Here is a 25514-nt window from a genome sequence, read left to right on the forward strand (position 1 = left end):
GACACGGCTATTCAACTATCAGAAGTCTGTTTATTGTCCTTAATACACCGGATATGTCGCTGTTGGACGACATCCCGATTTTCCATTCAGAGGGGCCTGAATTGCGCACGAGTGTTATCTCGTGGCTTGTATAGTTAAAGGCGTTTATCTTTACTGAACCGGGTACATTATCATTGTAAAATCTTTTAATTCTAACCTCACCTAAAGCGGTAAGCTGTGAGTTTATGGTCAGACGGTGATAAGCGTCTTCAGTGATGTTAAAGTATGCCGTATCGGGTCCGACAGATACACTATCCCCGGATGATTGAATTTTATATCCTTCAAATATCTCACGCACGCCGTAGCGGGCAATCTTATTTTCATCCGGCCCGGATGCAGAGACTATTTCCCAGCTCAGATTTCCGGAGGTGTAGGCCGTTCCATAACTTCTCTCAGGGGCGAAGTAATAATAAAAATCCCAGCGGTTGCCTTTTAATAAAGGGAAGAAGTCTTTTGTCCCCCCTGTGGAAGGCGACTTATAGAGTGTAAGCGTTCCCAGATTTTCATATTCAAATTCGCTTTTTCCTTCTCCCTGCCTGTCATAGAAATAGAATTTATTATCCTTTATTTCATATGTCCCCTTAAATGAAACTTTTCTTCCGTGGAAACTGTATTCGTGCGAAATTGTGTTCCCCTCAGTGCTGTATGTAAATCTGATGGTATCCAGCGTACCGATAATATATAATCCCGTTTTATCATTGTTATATATGTATTTTACCGATTCGTCATAGATAGAGGGTGATATGTTAAATTCCCAGACTGTTCCGGTAAGGTTATTTGAACTGCCGGTATATATTCTTCCGGGAGAAAGCATAAGTTTACCGCCATCCAGCTTATAATGGAAATACATTGGTCCTGACTGCAGGTACTTGTTTACGTCGAGCGGATTTACTATAAGAAAAGAGTTGTCGGTTTTGAAGCTGTAGTTATATGATGACTGATAATCGAAAGCCAGTTGGCTTTCAGGGGTTTCCTTTTTATAATTTGACAGGTCCCAGGAGAGTTTATCACCTGAAAAATTCCACGCAACCTCTGTGTAGGGGCTGATCCATGAAACCAGGCCTTCTGACGAATAAATTCCATCTGGAGTGCCCTGGTCCCCGGGGCCAACGGGCATATTATTATCTTTCTTGCTGCATCCGTTCAGGCTCATGAAAAAAATAACCGGAAATAAAAGAATAAGTATTTGCTTCATTCTGGTTCCCTTATTGGTTCAGTTAGCATGCAAAAATGAACAAGTTTTTAGCTACACAAATATATTGTTTTCCCGGCACCGGTTCAAACGTTCTGTTCCGGGCTAATCATTAGCCTGCCATCTGATATATTATTTCGTTCCCAATTCCTTGAATTTGTCAGCCGGGAATTTGGTTATTTTACCATCCGGGGTTATTATAAAAACCCATTTTTCTGTCGATACATAATGCTGTGCCGGAAATTTTCTTGACAGAACATAAAGAATATCGGTTTCAACGGGTATACTTGTCATGATGGCAGTGCTGAACGTCCCGTTTATTTCCTGCGTTTTGTCTTTAACGTACGGCATGTTTAATATGGTCTTGTGAAGCGTTAATGTATCTGTAATTGAATTACTTTTAATACTGTATGTATATCTTGTGTCTCCGCCAAAACGGTAGGTACTGTAGGAGGCCTGTGCAGGATAAAAATACAAATATAAATTGTCCTTGCCTGCGGGAATTATGGCAAAGTTGTACGGCGGAGCCTCGGGCTTTACAGCTGCAAACATTTTTTCCAAAGCTTTCGCTGCATTAAAATAGAAGCCTGTGTTTTTTTGGGGCTCTTTGAAGGAAGTAACTTTACACGTATTCTCCTTAGGGTTGTATACAGCCTCATGGAAAAGAAGAAATAAATCAGAGTTATCACTTAATCTGCCGAAGCCCACTTTCCAGATGCCATTTTCCCTTGCTGCAAGGAATGTACCGAGAGTTGACTGATCTGGGTTTGAGGCCATCAGGGAGTCAGAGGCAACCCAGCAGGCCATGTCATATTCGTATAACTGCCTGCCCAGAGTTTCGACTTTCCTAAGCTCTGAATCATTAATTGTCTGGCAAAATAAACTACCGGCAAACAGAATGATTATAAATAGCAGATATCTGACTGAAGAGGAAAAAAGTTTCATTTATTGTTCCGTTATGGTTGAAAAACCTCCCGAAACATAATCATCAGTCTTTCAAGTGGCAAGATAAATTTAAGTCTGTATAATTTATGGCAGCAGGTTTTGCCGCCTGCTGCCGTATAATGGAAAGTTAAATATTTACTTCATCTTCGACTGGCGTTCAAGCGCCTTCTGGTTCCATCCGGGCACAACATTTTTCAGGAATTCGGTCTTCATTCCAGTCATCTCTTCAATTTTAAGTCCCACGAAGTTCTGCGCTTTCTGCTTTGTTGAAATGTCAGGTATCGGAACTGCGTCCGTATAGCCGTGTTTTGCAAGAACACGCGTAATCTGAAGTCTTGCATCCTGAACCCTCTCCATGCATGTATTCAGTATCCTCTGCGATTCCACGGGTGAATGGAAGCTGTATGCGTTGGCCGCAGATACATAATCCCACCTCCACTGCGCATGCCTGAGCGCCTGGAGGACAGGCTTCATCTCTTCTTCTGTAGCTCCTTTATCCCAGGCAAATTTTGCTTCAATATGTGCCTTTGCCAGATCCCTGAGAGCGGTTCTTTTTCCTTCTTCAAACTTATCCTGACGCTCGTAAACATTTCTCCTCAGCTCATCCTCGCTCTCCCTGTGGCAAACCTGGCAGGAATTTGCGATGTCGTTAAGCGGGCTCTGTATCTTGTGGTTCGTAAACTTAACTCCCCCTTCACTGCGGTAAGGCATGTGACAGTCGGCACAGGCGAGTCCCCTGGCTGCGTGAATGCCTGTTTTGAACATTTCATAATCAGGGTGCTGTGCTTTCAGCATCGGCGCCCGGCTCAGGCCGTGCGTCCAGTCGGAGAAGTTCACCTTGTCATAATACCCTTCAATTGAATCGACAATCATCCCCCTGTCCCATGGGAAGGTCAGGTAATGCTCCTCTTTTCCCTTAAAGTAATATTCCACGTGGCACTGCGCACAGACCAGCGAACGCATTTCCTGGTGCGTGGCCTTTGTAATATCTTTTCCCTGACGCGCAAAGGCTTCTATGAGTGCCGGACGCGTAACGCGGAGGTTCATTGTTTTGGGGTCATGACAGTCCTGGCATCCGATCGGGTTATATATTTCGGGCCCCATATCGAGCCATGTGCCCTTGTAGAAGTTGGCCACGCCGATCTGGTTCATCACCCTGGGCACGTCTGTACTCTTGCACGTCCAGCACGTTGCAGGCTGTGGAGCAGTTGTTCTTAGAATATTCCTGATATCCTGAATTGCGTGGTAATGCCCCCGTCCCTGGTTATAGCCTTTTGAGAATGAGTATCCTGCCCAGATAACCACCAGCTCAGGATCTATATCCAGGTAATCTATCATTGCGCTGCCGCCGTATTTGCTCCTGAAGGTTGTATCCATTGTGCCAAGATAGCTCTGGTACTCCCGGGGGTAATTTTCGCCCCATTTTTCATTTCTAGGCTCCCAGTCGGCAATCGGCTTTACCATCTGAAGAGCTGCCGATTCCTGCCTGCGTTCTACAATTGAAGCGGCCAGCATTCCGATTAGAAAAACTATAACAACTGTACCCAGGAAAATCAGCCATCCGAGCCACGGCCTTCCTTTTATTATTTCCTGAATTGGTCTCATATTCTAAGCCCCTGAACTTGTGAAAGATATATTTTGATTTTTATTTTCTGATTCTATTTCGATTTATCTTTTTCCGGTACAGTAGTTCTCAGCCACTCCGGCACTGCCGGCGAGAGGTTAGGGACCCTTGCATAAGGTGCCGAGGCCAGGCCTCGCACACGCCCGTGAGGGGTTTCCCTGTGGCAGCTCCAGCATACGGGGCCCTCACCTTTCAGGTAATCTTTATAAGTGATATTTCTTGCGTAAACCATCTGCACGCGGAAGTAGTGGCACCTTATGCAGTTTTCCTGCACCACCCCTGCCCCTGCTTCTTTGATTGTAATTACCTGGGGCTCCAGCCTGAAGGTAAATATTGTTGCGTGCCTGAGGCCGTCGGACGCCTTGAAGAAATATTTGCGCACAAAATTGTCGTGCGGAACGTGACAGCCGTTACACGTAGCAACGCGCCCGTGGCTGCTCTTCTGCCAGGTTGCATACTGAGGGTTCATGACGTGGCAATTTACGCACGTCTCGGGATTATCTGAAAGATAGGAAACTGCATTGGATATGACAAAAACATAAACTCCAAGCCCGGCAAATATGCCGAGCAGTACAATTACCGGCACTTTCCACTTATCGGGAGGAACAAAGGCATTAACTATTCTTTTTACAGCCGGGACTTTTTGACGGGGCTCTTCCTGCATACAGATGCTCCAATAGTTCTTCTTGTAAAGTTACTGTAAATCCGCCGGGCGTAGAACTGCCGAGGCTTATCAAGTCAGTATATGTTCCTGGGTACCTTAAGATACGAATTTTGGAGAAAAAGTAAATACTTGAAGCTTAAATTATTTAAATACATGCCGGACATGGCAAGCGGGGGAAAAAAAAGCCGGAAGGAACGATTCCCTCCGGCCTTAGAAACTACTTATGCGGCGGGTTACTTGAACTGCGCAAAAGCATTTGTATTTTTTGTTGGGGCAAACCTGTGCTTGTATCCCGAAGCGCGTTCGGGGTAGTATGCCTGTTTTTCGCCTGAGGCAGTTTCATTATAAACTACCGTATACCTGCCCTGCCTTGATGAATATTCATTCCTCGGGGCGGGCTGCGCCTGCAGCTGCTGGCTCTCCATCCCATTATATGACGGATTGTACTCGTTATAAACACTCAAAGTCTGAGGATAACTCTGCTCCTGTCTCATTTCTGAATAATAGCCATGACTCATCTGCATGCCATATTCCGGCTGGATCTGAGTTGTCTGTTCGCTCTTGTTCATCTTGAACACGATGTAGGATATAAGTAACACCAGCAGCAGGAGTCCTGAAAAAAGGGCTAAGCTGATCTGAATAATTGGTACAAGTTCCATACGTCTCCCGGCATTAAAAATTCATAAATAATAACCCAATTATTGTGCCAATTCCGCAAAATGTAAAAAAGCAGGATTTACACTAATCTGAGTGTCTTAAAATGAATCACAGAAGAAGAATGTCTTAAAATGAATCATTGTGATTACTTCAGTCACTTAATTCATTTTACTTAGAAAATAATTTATGCAGTATGATCTGAATCAATGAAAAGCCGGCCTGACCAGATGCAGACATATTTTTTATGATTTTTGAGCCCTGGACCTGAGATTTTATAAAAGGTAAAGATATTTCAGCCTATTTACAAACTGAATTTTTTGAATTTGAGACACAATTTGCGGGTAAAACGCTGCACCAAGGGTAAAGGCGGAAGTGGACTTAATCAGCCGGAAGAGCAACAAAACTGTCCTTAAAGCCGTTATTTGAAAGGATTTCCATGCAGTCGGGGCAGTAGAACTGCCCCTTGATGTCAATTTCTTCAACTCCCTGCGAGGAATGCATTACACAATCCCAGCTCCTGCAGTGAATGAGGCCCATATTGTGCCCCAGCTCATGGAGTATTTCCTTAATTGTTCTATCAATGAAAAGCTTGTCGTTTGTCTTGCCCGAATAAAATTCCTCGTGCAGGCGGCAGACGGATACAATGGAGTGCTTTCCGTTAAGCTGTGCCTCACCGAAGACGTAGGTAAAGACGGGGACGAACAGATCAAATTCCACAAGCATAAGCACCTTGCCGTCGTAGCCTGAGGTAAGCTTAATGGCATCGGCAATAAGCTGTGTCGAAAAATATTGCCCCCTGTCCCTGGAGAATGCTGCAGCCGTGTTGACGGGCAGAGAAATGACTGAAACTTTATCCTTAAAGATGCCGGAAATATTTTTTACTATGCTGTGTAATACCGAGACATTTGAAAATTCAACAGGAGCAATAAAAAAATTCATCAGGATTTACGAAATCCATATTTATTGATTTTGTTGTACAAAGTAACGCGGTCGATCTGCAGGGCTTCTGCACTTTTAGAGATATTCCAGTTATTCATCTCGAGCACGTTCATAATATGCCTTTTCTCCATGCTCTCCAGGCTCTTGTCGCCGTCATCGTCAATCCTGTTGTTCGGAGTCACATGGAACGGCAGGTCCTCAATCTTAATTGAGTCGCCCCTGCCCACAACGAGTGCACGTTCAATTGCGTTTTCAAGCTCGCGCACGTTTCCGGGCCAGCTGTAATTGACAAGAAAATCCATCGCCTCGTTGGAAATGTTCTTGATATTCTTGTTCATGGCCCCGTTAAACTTGTTCATGAAGTAGTAGGCCAGCACAGGAATATCATCGCGCCTTTCCCTCAAAGGAGGCAGGAAAATGGTAAATACATTCAGGCGGTAATAGAGATCCTCCCTGAATTTTCCCTCCTTGAGGAGGTTTTCCAGGGGCTCGTTTGTTGCGGCAATGACCCTGAAATCGCTTTTGATATTTTCATTTCCGCCGACGCGCGTAAACTGCTTTGTTTCAATTACCCTTAAAAGCTCAATCTGCATTTTGGGAGAAACGGTTCCGATCTCATCTAAAAATATTGTTCCGCCGTCAGCCATTTCAAATTTGCCCTTGCGCTTGTAGTGGGCACCCGTAAATGCGCCTTTCTCGTGGCCGAAGAGCTCCGATTCCAGAAGTGTTTCAGCCAGGGCTCCGCAGTTTACAGTTACAATCGGGAAATACTTTCTCTTGCTGTTTATATGGATTGCCTTGGCCACCAGTTCCTTGCCTGTTCCGCTTTCGCCACGTATCATTACCGTGGTATCCGTCTGGGCTACAGTATTGATAAGGTCGAAAATCTTAATCATCTGGCGGCTTTCGCCTATAAGGTTGTCGGGCTTTATTATCTCATCGATATTATCCTTGAGCTGCTCGTTTTCCTGCCTGAGCGCCCTCTGATGAATGGCCTTTTCAACAATGTGTGCCAGTTCGTCGGGATCTATAGGCTTTGTGATGTAATCGTACGCACCGTTCTTAAGGGCCTTGATGGCCGTAGGGACAGAGGCAAAGGCGGTTATTAGAATAAAGATGGTGTCCTTGTCAATTTCCTTTACTTTATCCAGCAGTTCGAGCCCGCTCATGCCCGGCATCTTCATGTCGACGAGCATCAGCTCATACTTGCCCTTATCTATTGTTCTGAGTGCTGCCTCAGCGTCCTCGGCAGTATCCACTTCGTAACCTTCTTCCTCAAACCAGTGTAACAGGGATTCTCTTACAATTTTTTCGTCGTCTACAATTAATATTCTGGTTTTATTTTTCATGTTGATCTCTGCTGTTGTTTTTTCTTAACGGCAAACTTACCTTTATAGTTGTTCCCTTTGGGGAAGTGCTTTCAACTTCAATTTTTCCCTTGTGATGTTCAATTATGCCATAGGCAACCGCAAGACCCAGGCCGGTACCCTTCTTCTGTTTTGTAGAATAGAAAGGTTCGAATATATGCGGCAGGTGTTCAGGCATTATACCGCTGCCTTCATCTATAATTCTGATGGCCACATATTCTTTTTCATTTACAACCGATACCTTGATGCAGCCGCCGTGCGCCATGGCTTCAATGGCATTAATGAGTAACGACATCAGAGCCTGCTGTATCTTCTGCGAATCCACGTTTATCTTTACGCATTCTTCGGGATAATCGGTTACAAGCTTAATTTTATGGATCTCCAGGTGATGGTTGATCAGCTGTATGCATTTATCAATTATGGAAACAATGTTTTCCGAATTAAATTCATCCTCACCCCTGTGCGAGAATAGCAAGAGGTCCTTAACGATCCTTCCGCAGCGCGATGATTCATCTGAAATCAGCTCCAGGAATTCGAGCAGCTTCTTGTTCTCGTCGCTTTCGGGCTGTTTCTGAATTTTCCTGGAAATCAGCTTGCTGTAAGTTAAAATGCCTTCCAGAGGGTTATTCAGCTCGTGGGCCACCGTAGCCGAGAGCTTTCCAAGTGAGGCCAGTTTTTCAATCTGTATGATCTGGTCGTAGATCTTCTTAAGTTCCTCAGTTTTTTCTTTTACCTTTTCGTTAAGAGTCTCCGACCACTCTTTAATTTCCTTATAGGCCAGGTCGAGCTTGCTTCCCATATCATTAAACTGGCCTGCCATTTTACCCAGCTCGTTCTGCGAGCGTACATCTATTTTGTAGTTCAGGTTTCCTTTTCCGAGCTCCTCGATCCCCTTTGTAATCTTCTTTACCGGGCGGTTAACGACAATTGAGATAAACAGCCATATGGCAATTGCAATGATTAAGGTAACAAGTATAGATGTGGCAACCACGTTTGAAATATTGCTCGATATAATGCTATCGGCTTCCTTCATTGAAATCACAACGTCCAGCACGCCCAGTATTTTTACATTCTTATCGTGGGCATGGCAGCCGGAATTCCAGCAGTCGTCCTCATTGTAAATCGGGTTTATGAGTCCCAGTACCCTGGAGCCGTCATTTTTCCTGAAGAGCCTTATTTTATCTTTTACAGGGAGGATTGAAACGTGCTTCCCATCGCTGTGGCAGGCAACGCAGGCCTCGGCGTTTTTATTCATCAGGGAGGAGATTTCCGTGCTGTCGGTTGAGAATATCACGCGGCCGAGCTTATTGTATATCCTGATCTTCTCCACGCCTGTTTCCGTTCCGATAGTCTTAATGATCTGATGCACATCATAGCTATGGTTTAAGAGCATGCTGTAGCGCGTGGATTTTTTTATAATATCGCTCATATTGTACGCATTCTGCGAATATGAGTTCGTAAGGTCTTTTTCAAGCGTGGTAAGGGTATAGATAGTCTGGAAGCCAAGGTTAACAAGCAGGATCAGCGATATTACTAATATCAGCTTGAAACTTAGTTTATTATAAAATTTGATCTTCATGGAATATAGCTTAAAATTCTCACCAAAAACTATCTAATTATGCCGTGAATTGCAAGGAATTTCACAGGACAAGAGGGTGCTTTTAGAAGAATAATTTAGGCTCAGCAACAATTCCCGGAGCAGCAGGGAGAAGGAGGGCTTTAAGGCAAAAAAGCCTGCCGTCAGCTTTGAGACGGGCAGGCTTTTGAGCAAATTTCCAGAAAGAGAATTATGAATGCTTAACCATATTCCATTTTTTGTTGTAGTCGAACGGCTTGTATGTCGGGCTGTTCGGGTTATGGCATTTTTTGCACAAAGAGGCATCGCCTTTACCAAGAATGAGGCCTTTCTGTTTTGCAAGATTGTGATCTTTCATTACATTCATTGCCTTATAGTCGGAACCTGCTCCGTGGCAGCTTTCGCATGAAACGCCTTCGTCTTTCTTGGCAGTATTAGTAACATGGCAGTTGAGGCATTTATCTGAAGTAGTAGGATCTGAAATTTTCATTTTTGCAGCAATGTCTTTTGACTTCTGGCTTTTCAGTGTTTCAAAAGCTTTTGCGTGGTCTGTTGACTGCCATTTTTCGAAAATATTTTTGCCTTTGGCACCCTTGTGGCAGGCTCCGCAGGTCTTAACGCCTGTAAAGCTTGGCCCTGCAAAACTGTTTGTGGAGAAAGAGAGCATAAGTAACAGGACAAGTAACATACTGAACTGGATTTTCATCTTTTTACATCCTTATTTTGATTTATTGAACAATGAGTTTAGAATATTCAAATAATTATCCGTGCCTATTATCTGATAAAGGAACTGCAGCTTTACGCCGCCGTCCATCATCGTATAGCCGACATCAGGATAATTCAATTGAATCTGTGTTATTTTTTTTGTCACCTTTACAATATCCCTGTGATAATCGGATACAGGAAGTGTGTTTGCATTCATCTCCTCCTCAGAAGCCTTAATGAGGCTGAACCACCTGACCAGCGAATCCTCTTTTTCTTCAGTATTGATCTTACCCAGACAGGTAAAACTCATTGGGGAAGTAATATCGACCGATCCCCAATCTCCTTTGATTTCGATTATTCTGTCCCCCTGAGACACGTTTCCCGGACCCACGCAGTATTCAACCGAACTGTACTGGTCCAGCAGGTGCATTGCCAGAGGGCTTAAGCCCAGATAAAATGTATGATTAAAAAGATTCTTCAAGACCAAATGATTCTGCAGATAAGTGTAATTCGAGTTTAATTCCTCGCTGCCGATGTGATCTATAATACGCTGTATCACGTCGTTGCTTCTTGCCGGTTCGGCCTTGCTGGCAGGCTGAGCCGCGTTTCTGATCGCCTTATCGAACGAGCAGTTCTCACAGTCAAATCCCCTGTCGCAAAGTTTATAACCGACATTATTCGACTCCATCCAGATACATTTAATATCATGAAAGAGCCTTTTCCCCTTATCTTCTTGCTTTGACATTTTATTTCTCAAATATTATTTCTTTATCTTCCACAGCCTCTTCTGCTGAAGCATCACTGGAATCTTCATCCTCAAATACATTAAAATACTTAACAACTGTACTGAATCCCCACATACCGATCACTACCAGCATTGCGGTTATACAAATTTCATCGAACGTCGGGAAATATGAAGTCTTACTTGAATCTGCCAGCCCCGTTATTGCAACATTCATTCTGTTAAAAACAAATCCCGACAGTACAAAAATGGAAGTAATGTACAGCCAGAACCTGTTAGTCCTGTATTTTTTCTGGCTGAGCAGAAAAACAGGGATGAACGTTCCGATAATTAATTCTGTATAGAACATGTAAGTTTCAGTACGGGGAATGAGTAAGTAAGGCAGTTTGCCTGCTGCAATCATATCCGTCATTCTGACAATAAAACCGATTGATAACGCATATAATACTATCTTGCCTAATCCTGAAAGGATATCAACCTTAAGACCCACATTGAAAGTCCTGGCATTCAGGTATGATTCAAAGATAATCATAGATAAACCGGCGCTGATACATGAGATAAAGAAGTTAACCGGCAACAAATTTGAATACCACAGGGGATATAACCTTCCCGGAACAATAAGATACAACGAACCAAATGAAGACTGATGCAAAGTTGAAAAAAGGACACCCAAAATTACGACAGGAACAGAAATTTTCCTAAGAATTTTTATGGGGGCCTTCAAATGAAATTTCTCCAGAATTACCGGGGCAAATTCAAGAGAAAGAATGGTTGAATAGCAGATAACGCACCATGTAATTTCAAACATTACCGAGTGAATATTCCACATTATGAGGGGATGCCAGAAGTTCTGCGGGCGCCCCAGATCAATTACCAGCAGGAGCACTACGAGCATGTAGCCGATAAAGGCGGTCAGTATTGCCGGACGGACGATCGGCTCATACTTATGAACATTAAATACGTGTACCGTAACTGCAATCGTAAAACCTGCGGCTGCAAGGCCGACGCCCAGAAAATCGAAGCCGATCCATAAGCCCCAGGGAATCGCATCGCTTAAGCGCGTAGAGGCACCTAAACCCTTGAAGAATCTGATATAGCTGGAGTACAGGCCGAAAACCATGATAATAATACCTAGGGTTTTCCAAAACGTAAGTTTAAAAAAGTTAGTTTTTTTCATTAGTGTTCATTCCTCTTTAATTGTTCATCCCTTTTCTCCCTGGCTATCTGATTTTTTCTTTTTGTAAGCCAGTGCATCGAACCCAGAAATACACCGCCTGCGGCAACAATAGTAGGAATCTTTTCCATTACACGGCCCGTCAGCTCAGGCAGCGCTTCCTTCGGCAGATTCGGTGTATAGCCTAATTTTTCAAACGGCACTGAAGCAAGTACCAGTACGTTGCCACCGCCGGCTTCCTCAAGCCCGTAAATGTGCTGATAGTAAGTATCGGGACTGTCTTTCAGCCTCTGCTTGGCTTCGGCAATCAGTTCATCCATATCTCCGAACTTCGTGGCGCCTGTGGGGCATGCTTCAGAGCAGGCCGAGGGAAGGCCTTTTGCAACCCTGTCGTGACACATGATGCACTTGCGGACCCTGGGATTTGTGCTGCTCCATTCATAACGCGGGATCTGATGAGGGCATGCCTGCATGCAGTAGCGGCAGCCTATGCACTTTTCGGCGTCATAAATTACGGCGCCTTCTTTAGATTTTTCAAATGCTCCGACCGGGCAAACCGAAGCGCAGGTCGGCTTTGTACAATGCATACACATCTTCCTGGCATAAAGGTCTCCGTGCTGTTCAACAACCGTGTATGTATCTGCTGAAAGATGATCTTTTAAGAAATCTGAATTGGTATCTTTAAGCTTGTTCTGTTTTTTGCAAGCGTTATAGCATTCACCGCAACCGACGCACATGGTCGAGTCGTAAAGTAGTCCTTTCTGTTTACTCATTATGGTCCTCAAAATTTAGAAGGTTAAAAATTCTTTTTCAAAGTTTTCCATGCCTGATTGATCAATGTTGGCAATTGCGCCTTCAACGATGTTACCGCCATCGTGCATTGTAACGCCTGCCAGCTCGGGTTTAACGGCACTTACTTCAATAAAATCTCTCATCCTTCTAAATTCTTCTTTCAGCCAAGCAGAAAGTGATTCTCCGGTTTTGAGCAACTTACTATTCTTCTCCCAGTCGGAAGGAGTGATAACCAGTCCCCAGCCATTTGTAAAAGGTTCTGTAAGAGTCTTGTTCAGAATTGAAGTGTTGACAAGTTTTACAGTGCCTTCAACGGGACTTCTGAATTTGAAAACATTTTTACTGCAGGAGCCTTCAAGAATGACATCTCCCTGTTTTACCTTAGTCTGTTCTGAAGCAATTTTGGTAACCGATAATCTTCCTAATGCCTTTAGCGCAAAATCATCTACCCCTACCTTAACAGTCCCGTCCTGAAGCTTCTGTGCCCAGGTATGGCCTTTTGAAACGTAGACCAATTCAGGATGAGCGAGGCTGCTTTTATTGAAAACAGCGCCGGGTGTTTTCTCCAGGGCCGGATGGTTCTTCCGCTGAGCTTTTAACACAAAAATGTCTATTACTATAAATAGAACAAATGTTGAAACTACAAATAAAGCGACCATGATTTTATTCCTCGTTATGAATGTGTTTTTTGTATATAAATAATACAACAAATTGTGTACCATTTCACAATATCGAAACTCGCATTCTCATAACTAATTACAATGAAATAACTTATGTGAAATTAAGACGGTAACGGAAAAACAGGCATAAAACGGCATATTTGTAGAAGATTTCTACATCAGTTCCGCGAAACCCCCATAAACCGCGTTTTTATTCCGTTTTGGGCATTATTGAAGTGTTTAATTTCTCTACACCGTTATGTTGAGATTATTTACACTTTTTGCATAAAATTGATGAATTTTTCACATTTCCTTTGTTCCCGGTATGTAATTAATTCAACAGAAGGCACTCAGGAGTGATGAAAAATTAAATAGAGACAGACTGCAAAGCCCGGGGTAAAATGCCGGATTGATTTGAAGTGTCTTATTTTCGTAATTTATACAACTAACATTTTTGAATACCGGATAAATGGGGAGTTTATATGACGGATAAAATGACAGTTGAAGAAGGCGATATAACAAAGTTTCACGTGGATGCCATTGTAAATGCCGCCAATACAACACTCCTTGGCGGAGGAGGCGTTGACGGCGCAATCCACAGAGCTGCGGGCCCCGAACTAAAAGAGGAATGCAGGGCTCTCGGCGGATGCATTACAGGAGACGCCAAAATTACAAAAGGATACAAACTGCCTGCTAAATACGTTATACATACGGTGGGACCCGTATGGCGCGGCGGGGATTTTAACGAAGACAATCTTCTTGCCTCGTGCTACCGTAACTCACTTAAGCTTGCAAAACAAAACGGAGTTAAAACTATTGCTTTCCCTTCAATTTCCACGGGAGTCTACGGCTTTCCTTTTGAACGCGCAGCCGGAATTGCAGTAAAAGAGGTAAAGGAATTCCTTGAAGAAAACTCGTCAATCGAAAAGGTGATTTTCGTCTGCTTCAGCCGCGGCGACTATTCGACATACAGAAAGCTGCTTAACGGGAAGTAAAGGGCTTGGATCGTATTTGAGGGAATAGTATTTTTCATGTCAGTTTATTAATCACTTACTACTACTTTAACCATGAAAAAATACTTTTCCTTTATTACTTTATTTGTCCTTATTTCTTCAGGAGCAGCTTTTCCGCAGAATAAAAATGCAGCACTCCTGGACAGCCTTATAAAAGCACACAGCAGCCTGTTTCCTGAAGTGGCGGCAAACCCTTCAAAATACCAGGTCCAGATCCTTTATACGCAGGTTGACCGCGACAGGAAGAACAGGCCCCATTTTACCACGTATAAATACAATGTGAATAAGAACAGTTACTTCTATCCCGCAAGCTCGGTTAAAATAGCAGGCGCCGTGCTTTCGCTTCAGAAGTTAAATGAGCTTAATATGAAGGGGCTTGATAAATACACATCCCTCAGAATTGACAGCGCCTACTCCGGACAGTCGCGTGTTCTGAAGGACATGAGCTCAAAAGACGGGCTTCCTTCTATTGCCCATTATATAAAAAAGATCTTCCTTGCAAGCGACAACGACGCTTTTAACAGGACGTATGAATTTGTTGGACAGAAATACTTAAACGAAGAGCTCTGGAAGCGTGGGCTTAAGGACCTGAAGCTCCAGCACAGAGTTTCAGTTGCCCTGTCACCTGAAGAAAACAGGCACACAAATCCCTTTACATTCTACGACAAAGACAAAATTATTTATGAGCAGCCCGGACAGGTTAACCCGGTCCAGTATCAGAATGACCTCCCTACCCTTTTCAGGGGAAACGGCTTTATGGCAGGAGACAGCCTTATAAATAAGCCAAAGGATTTTACATACAGCAATTACATCTCAGTTGAAAGCCTGCAGGGAATTTTAAGAAGAGTAATATTTCCTGAAAGCTTCCCTAAGGATGAAAGGTTTAACCTGACACAGGATGATTACAAATTTTTGTATAAGTACATGCCGATGCTTGGAAGGGAAAGCGATTACCCGAAGTACGACTTAAAAGAGTACCCCGATGCAAATGTTAAATTCCTGATGTACGGGGGAACGAAAGATACCATTCCGTCAAACATAAGAATTTTCAACAAGATAGGCCTGGCCTACGGATACCTTACTGACAACGCCTACATAGTGGATTTTGACAAAAAGGTAGAATTCTTTGTAACGGCTGTAATTTATGTAAACAGTGACGAGATATTTAACGATGACAAGTATGAATACGATCAGATAGGCCTTCCGTTCTTAAAAAACCTTGGGAAGGTAATTTACAACTACGAGATTTCGAGACCCAGAAAATACAAACCCGATTTGAGCCTATTCAAAAACTAACCAATAAAAAAGCCCGGGGATATCAGATGTCCGGGCTTTTAATTTTTAATTTTTAATTTTTAATTTTTAATTTTTAATTTTTAATTGACTTCTCACCTGAGGAACAAAATTGCCACACCGCTTACGGCAACAAATGCCCCCAGTATAGACTTCCATGAAAGCTTTTCCTTGTAAAAATATTTTATCATCGGAAGCATGATAATTGGCGAAGTGGACATTATGGTTGATGCTATTCCGGCATTTGTTTTTGCAACAGCTATAAGGCTGAATGTAATGCCGAGGTAAGGACCAAGAATGGAACCCGCAGTAGTGTATGCAAAGGCTTTCCTGTCAGATGAAAAAACCCTGAGAGGATTTTTATAACGCTTAAAGATTATTCCTGCCGGAAGTATTACCACAACTGAAGCAAATATTCTGATGAAAGTGGCAACAAATCCGTTTATATCCCCTTCCTGAAAGGCCAGTTTGGCAAAGATAATTCCAGCCGCCTGCCCCAGAGCCCCCATTATGCCGTAGAAAATTCCGATCCTGCTGATAGTGTATTTGGCAATGGGCTGTTCGTTCTTCTCCATTACGACCATTGAGATGCCTGTAAGCGTTACAACAATTCCGACAATTCCCCAGACTGAAAAATGTTCACCCAAAAAGAAATAAGCCATGACTGCAGTCATTGCAGGCGAAGATGCCATCAAAAGCTGGCTTAGTCGCGCTCCTATATGCTGGTATGCCTTGAATAAATATGTATCGCCGAATATGAGCCCTATAAGTCCGCTTACGGCAAGATAGAATATCTGGGAGGCCGAAAGCATGAGAGACAGCCCCGTTAAAGCAATTGTGGCAATAAGGAATATGGACGCAAGGACGAGCCTTGTTATATTTACCTGGAATGATCCAACGCGAATTGAAGCTTCGGAAAAGAATATTGACGTAAACGACCAGAGTATGGCAGTTATAAGAGCACTTAGTTCACCTGTGTACGACATCGGGGAAATAATTATGAATTATGAATGTTGAATTATGAATTAGAGGCCGAAGCAATAGATCTCCGGCCCGCTAATTTACTAAACCTCAACCTTAACCTCAACCTCTGCCTACAGATTAAAGTACATCTTATATTCAAACGGATGCGGCATAGTGCCTATGGACTTGATCTCTTCCTGTTTGAGCTTTACCCACTGCTGAAGGAGCTCATCTGTAAAGACACCTCCGCGCTTCAGGAATTCGTTATCGAGATCCAGTGCGTCGAGCGCTTCAGAGAGGTTTCTGGGCAGGAAGTGAATGCTGTCCTTGCAGCCTTCATCTATATTCTTGTCGTAAGGGCCGAAGCCTTCCTTGACCGGATCGATCTTATTTACCACGCCGTCCAGACCCGCAAGGAGCATTGCCGTGATGCAGAGATAAGGGTTTGCAGTTGCATCGGGCGGGCGGTATTCAAAACGGGTTTCTTCGGGGTTTGTAACGTACTTGGGTATTCTGATTGCACCGGCGCGGTTTCCCTGTCCATACGTGAGTGCCACGGGAGCCTCAAAGCCCGGCACGAGGCGCTTATAAGAATTGGTGCTGGGGTTTGTAAAGGCAGAAAGAGCAGGCCCGTGCCTGAGCATTCCGCCAATGAAAAAGCGCCCCAGTTCATTGATGTTTCCGTACTCGCCTTTTTTGTAGAAAGCGTTCTTCCCGTTTTTGGTTAGAAACATGTGCAGGTGCATGCCGTTGCCTGCCTGCTGGTACATCGGCTTCGGCATAAAAGTAATAAAAAGGTCCTTCTGGCGCGCGAGGTTAAAGAGCACGTATTTGCTTGTAACAATATTATCGCCCGTTGAAAGCAGGTCGTGGAAATAAGTTTCAATTTCCTGCTGACCGCGTTCGCCGGCCTCGTGGTGGTGGTATTTTACTTTAATTCCGAACCTCTGCAGAAGCTTCGAGGCCTCGTCACGGAAGTCGTCGTAAACATCAAACGGGTTAGCCGCATGGTAGGCTCTTTTATAGAATTCCTCTGCATGCTCCACCCTGTAGAATGAAGAAGAGGTGCGCGTATCGTATTCGACCTTGGAGAAGATATAAAATTCAAATTCAGGACCCCAGAGCGATTTATCGGCGCCCGTAATTTCCTTGAGCAGCTTTTCGGCTTTCTTGGCCAGGAAGCGCCCGTCCTGTGAAAACGGTGTGCGTTTGCCGTCAGTTAGAACTATGTGTGAATAAAAGCTTAAAGTCGGAGCCTCGCGGAAAGGATCAATAACAGCGGTTTCCAGGTCCGGTATCATGATCATATCGCTGTTTTCCACCTTGCTGAAGCCGAAGCTGGAGCCGTCGAAGCCGACGCCCTCGTTCATAAGTTTTGTTAAAAGTCCGGGATAAAAAGGAAGTGAAATGTGGTGCAGGCGACCCGAAAGGTCGATTGTTTTTAAGTCGATTATCTCAATATTATTTTTTTTGATCAGATTATTGCAGCTTTGAAGAACATTCTCTGGCATAGCGACCCCTGATTATTGGAAAATAATTTAGTGGGACAAAGAAGCTGTGTTATAAATTTTCAGTTTCAGCCGGTTTGTCCAGAGACAAAAAAGCGCCTGATTGCTCAGGCGCCTCAAAGAACATATATTGTGTCAGTTATTCAACAACGCAATTGATGGCTGCAAGGCCGAGGAATATTGAAGTAGTATCCAGATCCTCTTCAATTCTGAGGAGCTGGTTGTACTTGGCAATTCTGTCTGTACGGCTAGCGGAGCCAGTTTTGATCTGTCCTGCGTTAGTAGCAACAGCGATGTCGGCGATTGTAGTATCTTCAGTTTCGCCTGAGCGGTGGCTGATAACGGTTGTATAGCCTGCTCTCTTAGCCATTTCGATAGCGTCGAGGGTTTCGGTAAGAGTACCGATCTGGTTAACCTTAATAAGGATTGAGTTAGCAATACCCTTTTCGATACCGGTTTCAAGGCGTTCTGTGTTGGTTACAAAAAGATCGTCGCCAACGAGCTGGATCTTGTTGCCGAGAGCCTCAGTAAGCATTGACCATCCTTCCCAGTCGTTTTCATCGAGGCCGTCTTCAATTGAAACGATAGGATACTGGCGTACCCAGTTTGAATAGAAGTCAACCATTTGTGCGGCTGTTCTTTCAGACTTGTCTGATTTGAAGAGCTGGTACTTGTTGCTTTCCTTCTGGAACATTTCGCTGGAAGCCACGTCGAGTGCCAGGAAGATATCTGTTCCCGGTTTGTATCCGGCTTTAGTAATAGCTTCAAGGATTACTTCCAGAGCCTCGTCGTTTGATTTAAGGTTAGGAGCAAATCCGCCTTCATCGCCGACAGCAGTGTTGTAGCCTTTCTTGTTGAGTACTGATTTGAGTGAATGGAAAGTTTCAGTACCCATTCTGAGGGCCTCTGCAAAGTTCGGAGCACCTGCAGGCATGATCATGAATTCCTGGAAATCAACGTTGTTATCTGCATGCTTTCCGCCGTTAAGGATGTTCATCATTGGAACAGGCAGAGTGCGTGCGTTAACGCCGCCTAAATACCTGTACAAAGGAAGTCCAAGTGCAGCAGCAGCAGCTTTAGCGCAAGCCATTGAAACGCCAAGGATTGCGTTAGCGCCGAAGACTGATTTATTTGGTGTGCCGTCGAGTTCGATTAAGAACTGGTCGATACCGACCTGATCGAGAGCATCAAAGTCTATGATTTCGTCAGCGATCTTGTCATTAACGTTCTCAACTGCCTTAAGAACACCTTTACCCATATAGCGTGATTTATCACCGTCTCTTAATTCGACTGCTTCGTGTTCGCCTGTAGAAGCGCCGCTTGGAACAGCAGCACGGCCTACAACGCCAGATTCAAGTTCAACTTCAACCTCCAGAGTAGGGTTGCCTCTGGAATCCAATATCTCCCTTCCGATAACATCAACAATTGTAGTCATTATTCCTCCTCTCGTTAATAAAAATACATGTTCAAAATTATAAAGAAGCTTGAGTAAAAGCAATTTAAATCGCCGATATTTTAACTTCATTTCACAATAAAGTTCAGGGATTGACCCACCTGCCCATCCCCGGCACACGGGCAGCGGATTCCGTGTTCTGTGTAAGACAGCTTCCGGAAGCTGATTTTCTGTGACCTGTCTCACTTACTTTTGTAAAAATTATGCTTACCTTTTTACAGTAATGTTAAATAATCATGCAAAATTTCCTCAGGCACTCCAGGAGCAGACTTAAAGGATCCGTCCACATTATTCCCTCAACAGGAGGCGTTATGGATTACTGCGTCAAAATCTTAAGAAAAATCATGCTTAAATTCAGAGACACGGTTTTTGCAAAAATTGAGACGGGTTTTGAGACAGGTTTAAATTGCGCCAATTCCCTTGAAAACGGCTCAAATTCAAACAATTTTAAGGTCATTAATGCCGGTTCCGGTATTGTTATAGACATGATCCAATACAGTCCAAAGCAAAAAAAATCAGTCACAACAGAAGAATATATTAATAATAAGAAGAAGAATGCAAGCGCTGAAGCCTCATCGCTTGCGTTTTTTCTTTTTCAAAAAAAAGGGAAAATCGGATTCGGAACCCGGGCAGGGTTATCCGTAAATTACTTGACAATGCCGTTTGGTTTTCCAAAATTTCATTCAGTCTTTTTAATTTTTAAGCTGCAGCCCAAAAAGGGCACACATATACAAAAAAGGGATAAAATGAAAACCGGCGCACTCAAGATTCTTTTAGCCTTAAGCACATTTCTTTTTCTCATTCCGGGATGTTCAAAAGATGAGCCCACAGGGCCCAAAGAAGCCCCACTCATTTCGGGCGATTACTTCCCTACTGATCAATCCAACACCTGGAGATACTCATCGAACGCCCTAAGCAAAGACGGGAAAAGCCTCGTGACATTTTACATGAGCATCGGGACCTACTCATTCAGAAGAGGCGATTTCAAGGCTATTTTGGGAAGGATTGCCGACAGCACCTCGTATGCTTCAGTATTAGGTATAAAAGACAGCGCCGGAGTAATTTACTCACTGGGAGACAATCCCCCTGAAGGGCTCTTCCCCCTCTTTAAGCACCAGTACGCTGAAAATGAGGTTACCAGGGAAACAATAACGGTAAACGGAATAACTTATCAGACATTAAGGAGAGCAATGTCCCAGGGGAAGGATACGCTTACGCTGTGGTTTGCAGACAGTATAGGTCTGGTAAAGGAATTCAGCCGGCAGGGTATATCTCTTTTCAACGATGATTTCACGGGGCAGAATGTTACCATAACAACAGAACTTATATACCACGGCAAGTATAAAACTATCCAGCTTCCCGCCCCCTATGGAGGTGGGTCAGGTCCGGTGTGCTTTCCGGACTGAATAGAAAGTTTCAAAGCCTGCCGCGAGTTTTCGGCAGGCTTTGAAATTTCAATTCTATAAGAATCCATTTTTTATTTTATTAATGCCCAAAATTGGTTATATTAATAACCTGAATTAGAAAAATTCTGCAAAATACCCCCGTAATCAATGAAATTGACGGTTTCCCAATCCCGAAAGCTTTCGGGACGGAGGTTCGAAGGAGATTTCGAAGGGTTTACATTAAAATTTATCTATCTGCCCCCGTAGCTCAGCAGGATAGAGCGTCGGTTTCCTAAACCGCAGGTCGGAGGTTCGAATCCTCTCGGGGGTACAACGAAAAAGCCCAGAAATGGGCTTTTATCATTTTAAAGCATACCTTTTTGTTTCCAACAAACTTTATATCTGGCATACTGTCAATTATCAATTTTTTAAATTGCACTTAAAATTATGATTCTTTTTTAAGGCATATTTCGTATATTTGCCTTGCAAACGCATCAAGCAGAACAATATGAATAAGCTTCAAAATATTTTTATCCGCAACAATGGTTACTCCCGTATGGAAGAGCTGAAGAGATCTGGTATCCAAACACGCCAAATCTCAAAAGCAGTTCAAGAGGGACTGCTTACAAAAGTTTCTCCCGGTCTTTATAAACTTAACAATTATCCCTGGGATGAACACGAAAGTTTTGCCGATGTATGTAATGCTAATAAAAGAGCTGTAATCTGTCTGCTTTCAGCAGCTGCCTATTATGACCTAACCACATTCAATCCTTCCGAGATTTATGTAGCAGTGCCTCATAATACAAGTAAATTCAAGCTCGACTATCCTCCAACTAAAGTCTATTACTGGACTGATAAATTTTACAGTACCGGCATTGAAGAAATGAATACAAAAAGCGGCCTTATCAAGATCTATAATAAAGAAAAAACTATAATAGACCTTTTTCGATATATAAATAAAACCGGCGAAGATGTTGCTATTGAATCACTTAAAAACTACATGCGTGAACGCAAGAAAGATATAAGCAGGCTCGCCCAGTATTCAGTTATTTGCGGCATAAAAGAAAAAATTGCTCCTTATTTAAAGGGTATGATTTAATGAAATAACCGAGATCAATAAGCAATATTCCTGCTTCCGTCCGGGAGCGACTAAGAAATGTTTCCCTTCAGTCTGGGAAGGAATTTCAAAGCATAATTAGACAATACGTACAGGAAAGATTTCTCTACCGACTTTCCAAGTCTGTTTATGGGAATAGTTTTATTCTGAAAGGAGCACTTCTTTTTATTGCTTATGATATAAGCCGCCTAAGGCCCACCAAAGATATTGATTTTCTTGGCAGCTCGATTTCTAATGACGAGAAAGATATTAAAGCAATTTTCAAAGAGATATTACAAGTTGGATATGAGGACGGACTGGTTTTTGATTATGAAAATATTAGAACAGAAATTATTGCCGAGGATGGGAACTATCATGGAGTAAGAGTAAAGATTGATGCATTTTTGCTGAATATACGGGAAAGACTTCAAATTGACATCGGGTTTGATGACAAGATAGTACCTGGTCCGGCAGATCTGATTTTCCCCGCTTTGCTTGACTTCCCTGCCCCACGGCTAAAAGCCTATTCAATTGAATCAGCTTTGGCAGAAAAATTTGAGGCTATGGTTTCTATAAATTTATTCACCAGCAGAGTTAAAGATGTTTATGATATAATCTATTTTGCTGATTTCTATAATTTCAAAAAAGATAGCCTGAAGAATGCGTTAATGGCAACATTCAGTAACAGGGGAACAGATATTGAAAAGCGTGAATTAGTTTTCAGCAGTGAGTTTAAGGAGGATCCTCAGAGGAAGGATATGTGGAAAGTATTTCTGAGCCGGAGCAAATTGAACCCCGGCTATAATTTTTCGGAAGCGGTAAATAAAATCAAAATATTTATTGATCCAATATTTACAGAAGAAAATGCAAGCACATGGAATCCCTCGAAATGGAAATGGGAGTAATACCCTATAGGAAATCATTTCTAAATACATTTGGTAAATTTAATTCAACAGAAAGCAAACAGGTTCTAACGTCATATAATAGGGGATACCAGCATAAAAGCCCAGAAATGGGCTTTTGCTATTTTAAAAGGGACAAAGGTTTCCTGCTGGCAAATGCTCTTCCATCCTATCCGGCGTATTTCAAATAAATCAACTCTGCCGTATAGCTTTAGAATGCTATTATGCATATTATATATTATTCCAAACAAATACAGGAGAACATTTATGGAAAAAGCATTGGCTGATCTTATTGCAAAGGACGAAATAATCCAAGTCATAAACTTAATGGTAATCAATACGGATAAGCGCAATTGGAACAAAGTCCGTGAGTGCTTTGCCCCAAGCGTCCTATTCGACATGACCGGCGAAGCACAGAGGGTCAGTCCCGGGCAAATAACAGATGGATGGGAAACAGGGCTGAAAGAGCTTAAGGCAATCCATCATCAAATGGGAAACTTTTTGATAGATCTCAATGGAGATCAGGCTGATGTATTCTGTTATGGAATTGCTTACCACTATTTGCCGAACCCTTCAGAAAATAATACACGAGTTTTTGTGGGCAGTTATGATTTTCATTTGTTAAAGCTGCAGGACGGATGGAAAATTGACAGTTTCAAATTCAATCTTAAATTTATTGATGGCAATAAAGAGCTTGAAAAATCCCGGCTCTAACAGCCGGGTCATTATCCTCAATCTAAGATATTAAAAAAGCACTTTAATTGATTTACAGCCTGAAAAATGCCTTAAATATTATTCTGCATTTATCTGACAAAATCACTATTTTCTCCTTTAATAAGTTAATAAAAATCTAAGGATACCTAATACTTCCGTCCTAATTATATCCCTCCTTTCCACTAAGAGGTATAATTTTATAGTTTCAACATTTAATCAATTACACGGAATTCTTGATACTTCCGTTGAATCTCCACTAAGCGAAGAAAAAGATTTCAGAATCACCTGAAATTTGACTAAATTCACAAACATTCTGAATTCCCATAGCCACAAATTTTATAAAATGTACAATATTAATGCAGCAATACTATCTGTCTTAAATCTAAAAAGATTTACCCGTAAACATAAGCTGGAAAAGTTAAGATCTATCTGGGGCCTGCCACTGGAAAGAATTCCAAATTTCGATCTTATAAAAAATTATCATGAACTGGTCTGTAAGGATTCCGGGGATGATTATGTGGATGATAAGACCTGGGCGGACCTGAATCTTAATGATGTCTACTCCGTAATTGACAGGAATATCAGCGGCCCGGGAAGACAGTATCTCTATCATTTACTCCATAAATATGAGCAGAATGATGAAATACTCAATAAGCGTTACAAACAGATAAACCTGTTCAAAGAAAATCGGGCTGTCAGAGAAAAAATACAGCTTGCCCTGCTGAGAATCCGAAGTGACGATACTTACTTTATTATAAGTCTTCTCCTGGGTGAAAAGCCCGTCATTCCTAAGTATCCCCTGCTGATTTATTTGTCCTCAGCTCTTTCAGTTCTTTCTATTCTGGCAGCATTCTATAACAGCACTTTCTTTTTTGCTGTACTGTTTATGTCAGTTCTTAACCTGATAATAACCAAAACATATTCTTCAGGAATTGCTGAATCCTTTATCGGTTTTTCCAACCTGAAGAAGTTGATTGTTTCAGCTTATGAGCTTTCCAATATGGTAACTGAATCAGAAATTGAACAGCTTTCCGTTCTTAAAGAGCATTCAGGGATTCTGAAAAAGCTTAACAAAAAAGTCTCTCACCTGGTAATTGATAAAACGCAGCTTGATGCTTTTGCGCAAATAGTTATTGAATATTTAAACATGTTCTGCCTGTTCGATCTTGTGGCATATACTAAATCTGTAATTGAATTATACAGGTACAAAGCTGAACTTAAAGAGGTTTTTGACGCCGTGGCAAGCCTGGATGCCCATATCTCAATCGCGTCCTACATCAGCAGCATCCCTTTTTATTCAAGGCCTGAATTTATTTCAGGAAATTCAATATCCTTCGACGAGGTTTATCACCCTTTGCTTGATGAGGCGGTACCGAACTCCATAATCGGATTAAGCCGCTCAGCTTTGATTACGGGATCAAATATGGCCGGCAAAACCACGTTTATTAAATGCATAGGGGTTAACATTATTCTTTCCCAAACGCTTGGTTTTACTCTTTCCAAAAGAGCAGTAATCCCAAAACTGATTGTAAAATCTTCCATAAAGATCGAAGACAGCATTGAGAACTCAAAGAGTTACTATTTTGCGGAAGTTGAAGAGATCCAAAAATTCATAAGGCTCAGCAAAACCGGGAAGAAATATCTTTTTATAATAGACGAGATTTTCAGAGGGACTAACACTGTTGAAAGGCTTGGGATCTCCGCCGCTGTACTTAAGCAGCTATCTGATAGTAACCTGGTACTGGTTACAACACATGATATTGAGCTTCAGGACCTGCTGAATAATAGTTTTTCGATGTATCACTTTAATGAACAGGTGGAAGGCGAAAAGTATTATTTTGATTTCAGGATCAAGGAAGGTCCCTGCTCTTCCGGAAATGCCATAAAACTTTTGGAACTGATGGGTTATCCCGAACAGATTACAACGGAAGCAAAAAGATCAGCAGCAAAATAATAAGCAGCACAGGATATACAGTCTGAACATTTTATAAGCTCGCAGGGCTTTAGGCGGAGGCTCAAATCCCTTCGGGTTATAAGAATATTTCAAAAAAATGGGCCGGTTCTGCCTGGAACCGGCCTTATGTCATATCATAAATCTGCACTTTAGGAGAT

General features: G+C 42.6%; 23 protein-coding genes and 1 tRNA gene. 8 read left to right on the plus strand and 16 right to left on the minus strand.

What is annotated here, in order from left to right; all coding sequences use genetic code 11:
• Positions 1-7 precede the first annotated feature (7 nt).
• From HF312_06565 to HF312_06625, 13 genes are all read right to left on the minus strand, one after another.
• Positions 8-1234: a hypothetical protein gene (locus tag HF312_06565; protein MCU7519864.1), complete on the minus strand. Its 1227-nt coding sequence runs from the start codon at positions 1232-1234 to the stop codon at positions 8-10.
• Between the two features lie 129 nt (positions 1235-1363).
• A complete protein-coding gene (locus HF312_06570; protein MCU7519865.1) occupies positions 1364-2176 on the minus strand; it encodes a hypothetical protein in 813 nt (270 codons plus the stop codon).
• A 135-nt stretch (positions 2177-2311) separates the two neighbouring features.
• The gene (gene nrfA / locus HF312_06575; GenBank protein ID MCU7519866.1) at positions 2312-3772 is read right to left on the minus strand and encodes an ammonia-forming cytochrome c nitrite reductase; all 1461 of its coding nucleotides are present in this window, start codon (positions 3770-3772) and stop codon (positions 2312-2314) included.
• A 62-nt stretch (positions 3773-3834) separates the two neighbouring features.
• Positions 3835-4464, minus strand: coding sequence for a cytochrome c nitrite reductase small subunit (nrfH, locus tag HF312_06580; protein ID MCU7519867.1), 630 nt, complete (start codon positions 4462-4464; stop codon positions 3835-3837).
• A gap of 233 nt (positions 4465-4697) precedes the next feature.
• Positions 4698-5123, minus strand: a complete 426-nt coding sequence (locus HF312_06585) for a hypothetical protein (GenBank protein MCU7519868.1) — start codon at positions 5121-5123, stop codon at positions 4698-4700.
• A 376-nt stretch (positions 5124-5499) separates the two neighbouring features.
• Positions 5500-6060: an archaemetzincin family Zn-dependent metalloprotease gene (locus tag HF312_06590; GenBank protein MCU7519869.1), complete on the minus strand. Its 561-nt coding sequence runs from the start codon at positions 6058-6060 to the stop codon at positions 5500-5502.
• The gene (locus tag HF312_06595; protein MCU7519870.1) at positions 6060-7409 is read right to left on the minus strand and encodes a sigma-54-dependent Fis family transcriptional regulator; all 1350 of its coding nucleotides are present in this window, start codon (positions 7407-7409) and stop codon (positions 6060-6062) included. The genes HF312_06590 and HF312_06595 overlap by 1 nt, the downstream gene beginning before the upstream one ends.
• Positions 7399-9006 (minus strand): HAMP domain-containing protein, encoded by a 1608-nt coding sequence (locus HF312_06600; GenBank protein MCU7519871.1) that lies wholly within the window; start codon positions 9004-9006, stop codon positions 7399-7401. Before HF312_06600 ends, HF312_06595 begins: the two co-directional genes overlap by 11 nt.
• A 208-nt stretch (positions 9007-9214) precedes the next feature.
• Positions 9215-9709, minus strand: coding sequence for a hypothetical protein (locus tag HF312_06605; GenBank protein ID MCU7519872.1), 495 nt, complete (start codon positions 9707-9709; stop codon positions 9215-9217).
• A 12-nt stretch (positions 9710-9721) separates the two neighbouring features.
• On the minus strand, positions 9722-10453 hold the full coding sequence (locus HF312_06610) for a hypothetical protein (GenBank protein ID MCU7519873.1): 732 nt from the start codon (positions 10451-10453) through the stop codon (positions 9722-9724).
• A 1-nt stretch (position 10454) separates the two neighbouring features.
• Positions 10455-11627: a Ni/Fe-hydrogenase cytochrome b subunit gene (gene hybB / locus HF312_06615; protein ID MCU7519874.1), complete on the minus strand. Its 1173-nt coding sequence runs from the start codon at positions 11625-11627 to the stop codon at positions 10455-10457.
• On the minus strand, positions 11627-12397 hold the full coding sequence (locus tag HF312_06620) for a 4Fe-4S dicluster domain-containing protein (protein MCU7519875.1): 771 nt from the start codon (positions 12395-12397) through the stop codon (positions 11627-11629). The genes hybB and HF312_06620 overlap by 1 nt, the downstream gene beginning before the upstream one ends.
• 15 nt (positions 12398-12412) lie before the next feature.
• Positions 12413-13075: a hypothetical protein gene (locus HF312_06625; GenBank protein ID MCU7519876.1), complete on the minus strand. Its 663-nt coding sequence runs from the start codon at positions 13073-13075 to the stop codon at positions 12413-12415.
• 482 nt (positions 13076-13557) lie between these two features.
• Here HF312_06625 and HF312_06630 point away from each other — a divergent pair, with 482 nt between their 5' ends.
• Both HF312_06630 and HF312_06635 read left to right on the plus strand, forming a co-directional pair.
• Positions 13558-14070: an O-acetyl-ADP-ribose deacetylase gene (locus tag HF312_06630; protein ID MCU7519877.1), complete on the plus strand. Its 513-nt coding sequence runs from the start codon at positions 13558-13560 to the stop codon at positions 14068-14070.
• 72 nt (positions 14071-14142) lie between these two features.
• A complete protein-coding gene (locus HF312_06635; protein ID MCU7519878.1) occupies positions 14143-15384 on the plus strand; it encodes a hypothetical protein in 1242 nt (413 codons plus the stop codon).
• A gap of 92 nt (positions 15385-15476) precedes the next feature.
• On the opposite strand, the gene HF312_06640 is transcribed toward HF312_06635, so the two are convergent.
• The 3 genes from HF312_06640 to eno form a co-directional block, all read right to left on the minus strand.
• Complete coding sequence (locus HF312_06640) at positions 15477-16367, minus strand: DMT family transporter (GenBank protein ID MCU7519879.1); 891 nt, start codon at positions 16365-16367, stop codon at positions 15477-15479.
• A gap of 108 nt (positions 16368-16475) precedes the next feature.
• The gene (glnA, locus tag HF312_06645; protein ID MCU7519880.1) at positions 16476-17855 is read right to left on the minus strand and encodes a type I glutamate--ammonia ligase; all 1380 of its coding nucleotides are present in this window, start codon (positions 17853-17855) and stop codon (positions 16476-16478) included.
• 136 nt (positions 17856-17991) lie between these two features.
• Positions 17992-19287, minus strand: coding sequence for a phosphopyruvate hydratase (eno, locus tag HF312_06650; GenBank protein ID MCU7519881.1), 1296 nt, complete (start codon positions 19285-19287; stop codon positions 17992-17994).
• 764 nt (positions 19288-20051) lie between these two features.
• Between eno and HF312_06655 the strand changes: the two genes are divergently transcribed.
• From HF312_06655 to HF312_06680, 6 genes are all read left to right on the plus strand, one after another.
• Positions 20052-20711 carry a hypothetical protein gene (locus tag HF312_06655; GenBank protein ID MCU7519882.1) on the plus strand — a complete coding sequence of 220 codons (660 nt, stop codon included), beginning with the start codon at positions 20052-20054 and terminating at the stop codon, positions 20709-20711.
• A 236-nt stretch (positions 20712-20947) separates the two neighbouring features.
• Positions 20948-21021, plus strand: a tRNA-Arg gene (locus HF312_06660).
• Between the two features lie 177 nt (positions 21022-21198).
• On the plus strand, positions 21199-21789 hold the full coding sequence (locus HF312_06665; protein ID MCU7519883.1) for an Abortive infection protein AbiEi: 591 nt from the start codon (positions 21199-21201) through the stop codon (positions 21787-21789).
• A 17-nt stretch (positions 21790-21806) separates the two neighbouring features.
• A complete protein-coding gene (locus HF312_06670) occupies positions 21807-22691 on the plus strand; it encodes a nucleotidyl transferase AbiEii/AbiGii toxin family protein (protein MCU7519884.1) in 885 nt (294 codons plus the stop codon).
• Between the two features lie 153 nt (positions 22692-22844).
• On the plus strand, positions 22845-23402 hold the full coding sequence (locus tag HF312_06675) for a nuclear transport factor 2 family protein (GenBank protein ID MCU7519885.1): 558 nt from the start codon (positions 22845-22847) through the stop codon (positions 23400-23402).
• Between the two features lie 517 nt (positions 23403-23919).
• Entirely contained in the window at positions 23920-25356 is a 1437-nt protein-coding gene (locus HF312_06680) for a hypothetical protein (GenBank protein MCU7519886.1), read from the plus strand.
• Positions 25357-25514 lie beyond the last annotated feature (158 nt).

The sequence above is a fragment of the Ignavibacteria bacterium genome (genome assembly GCA_025612375.1).
Lineage (GTDB): Bacteria > Bacteroidota > Ignavibacteria > Ignavibacteriales > SURF-24 > JAAXKN01.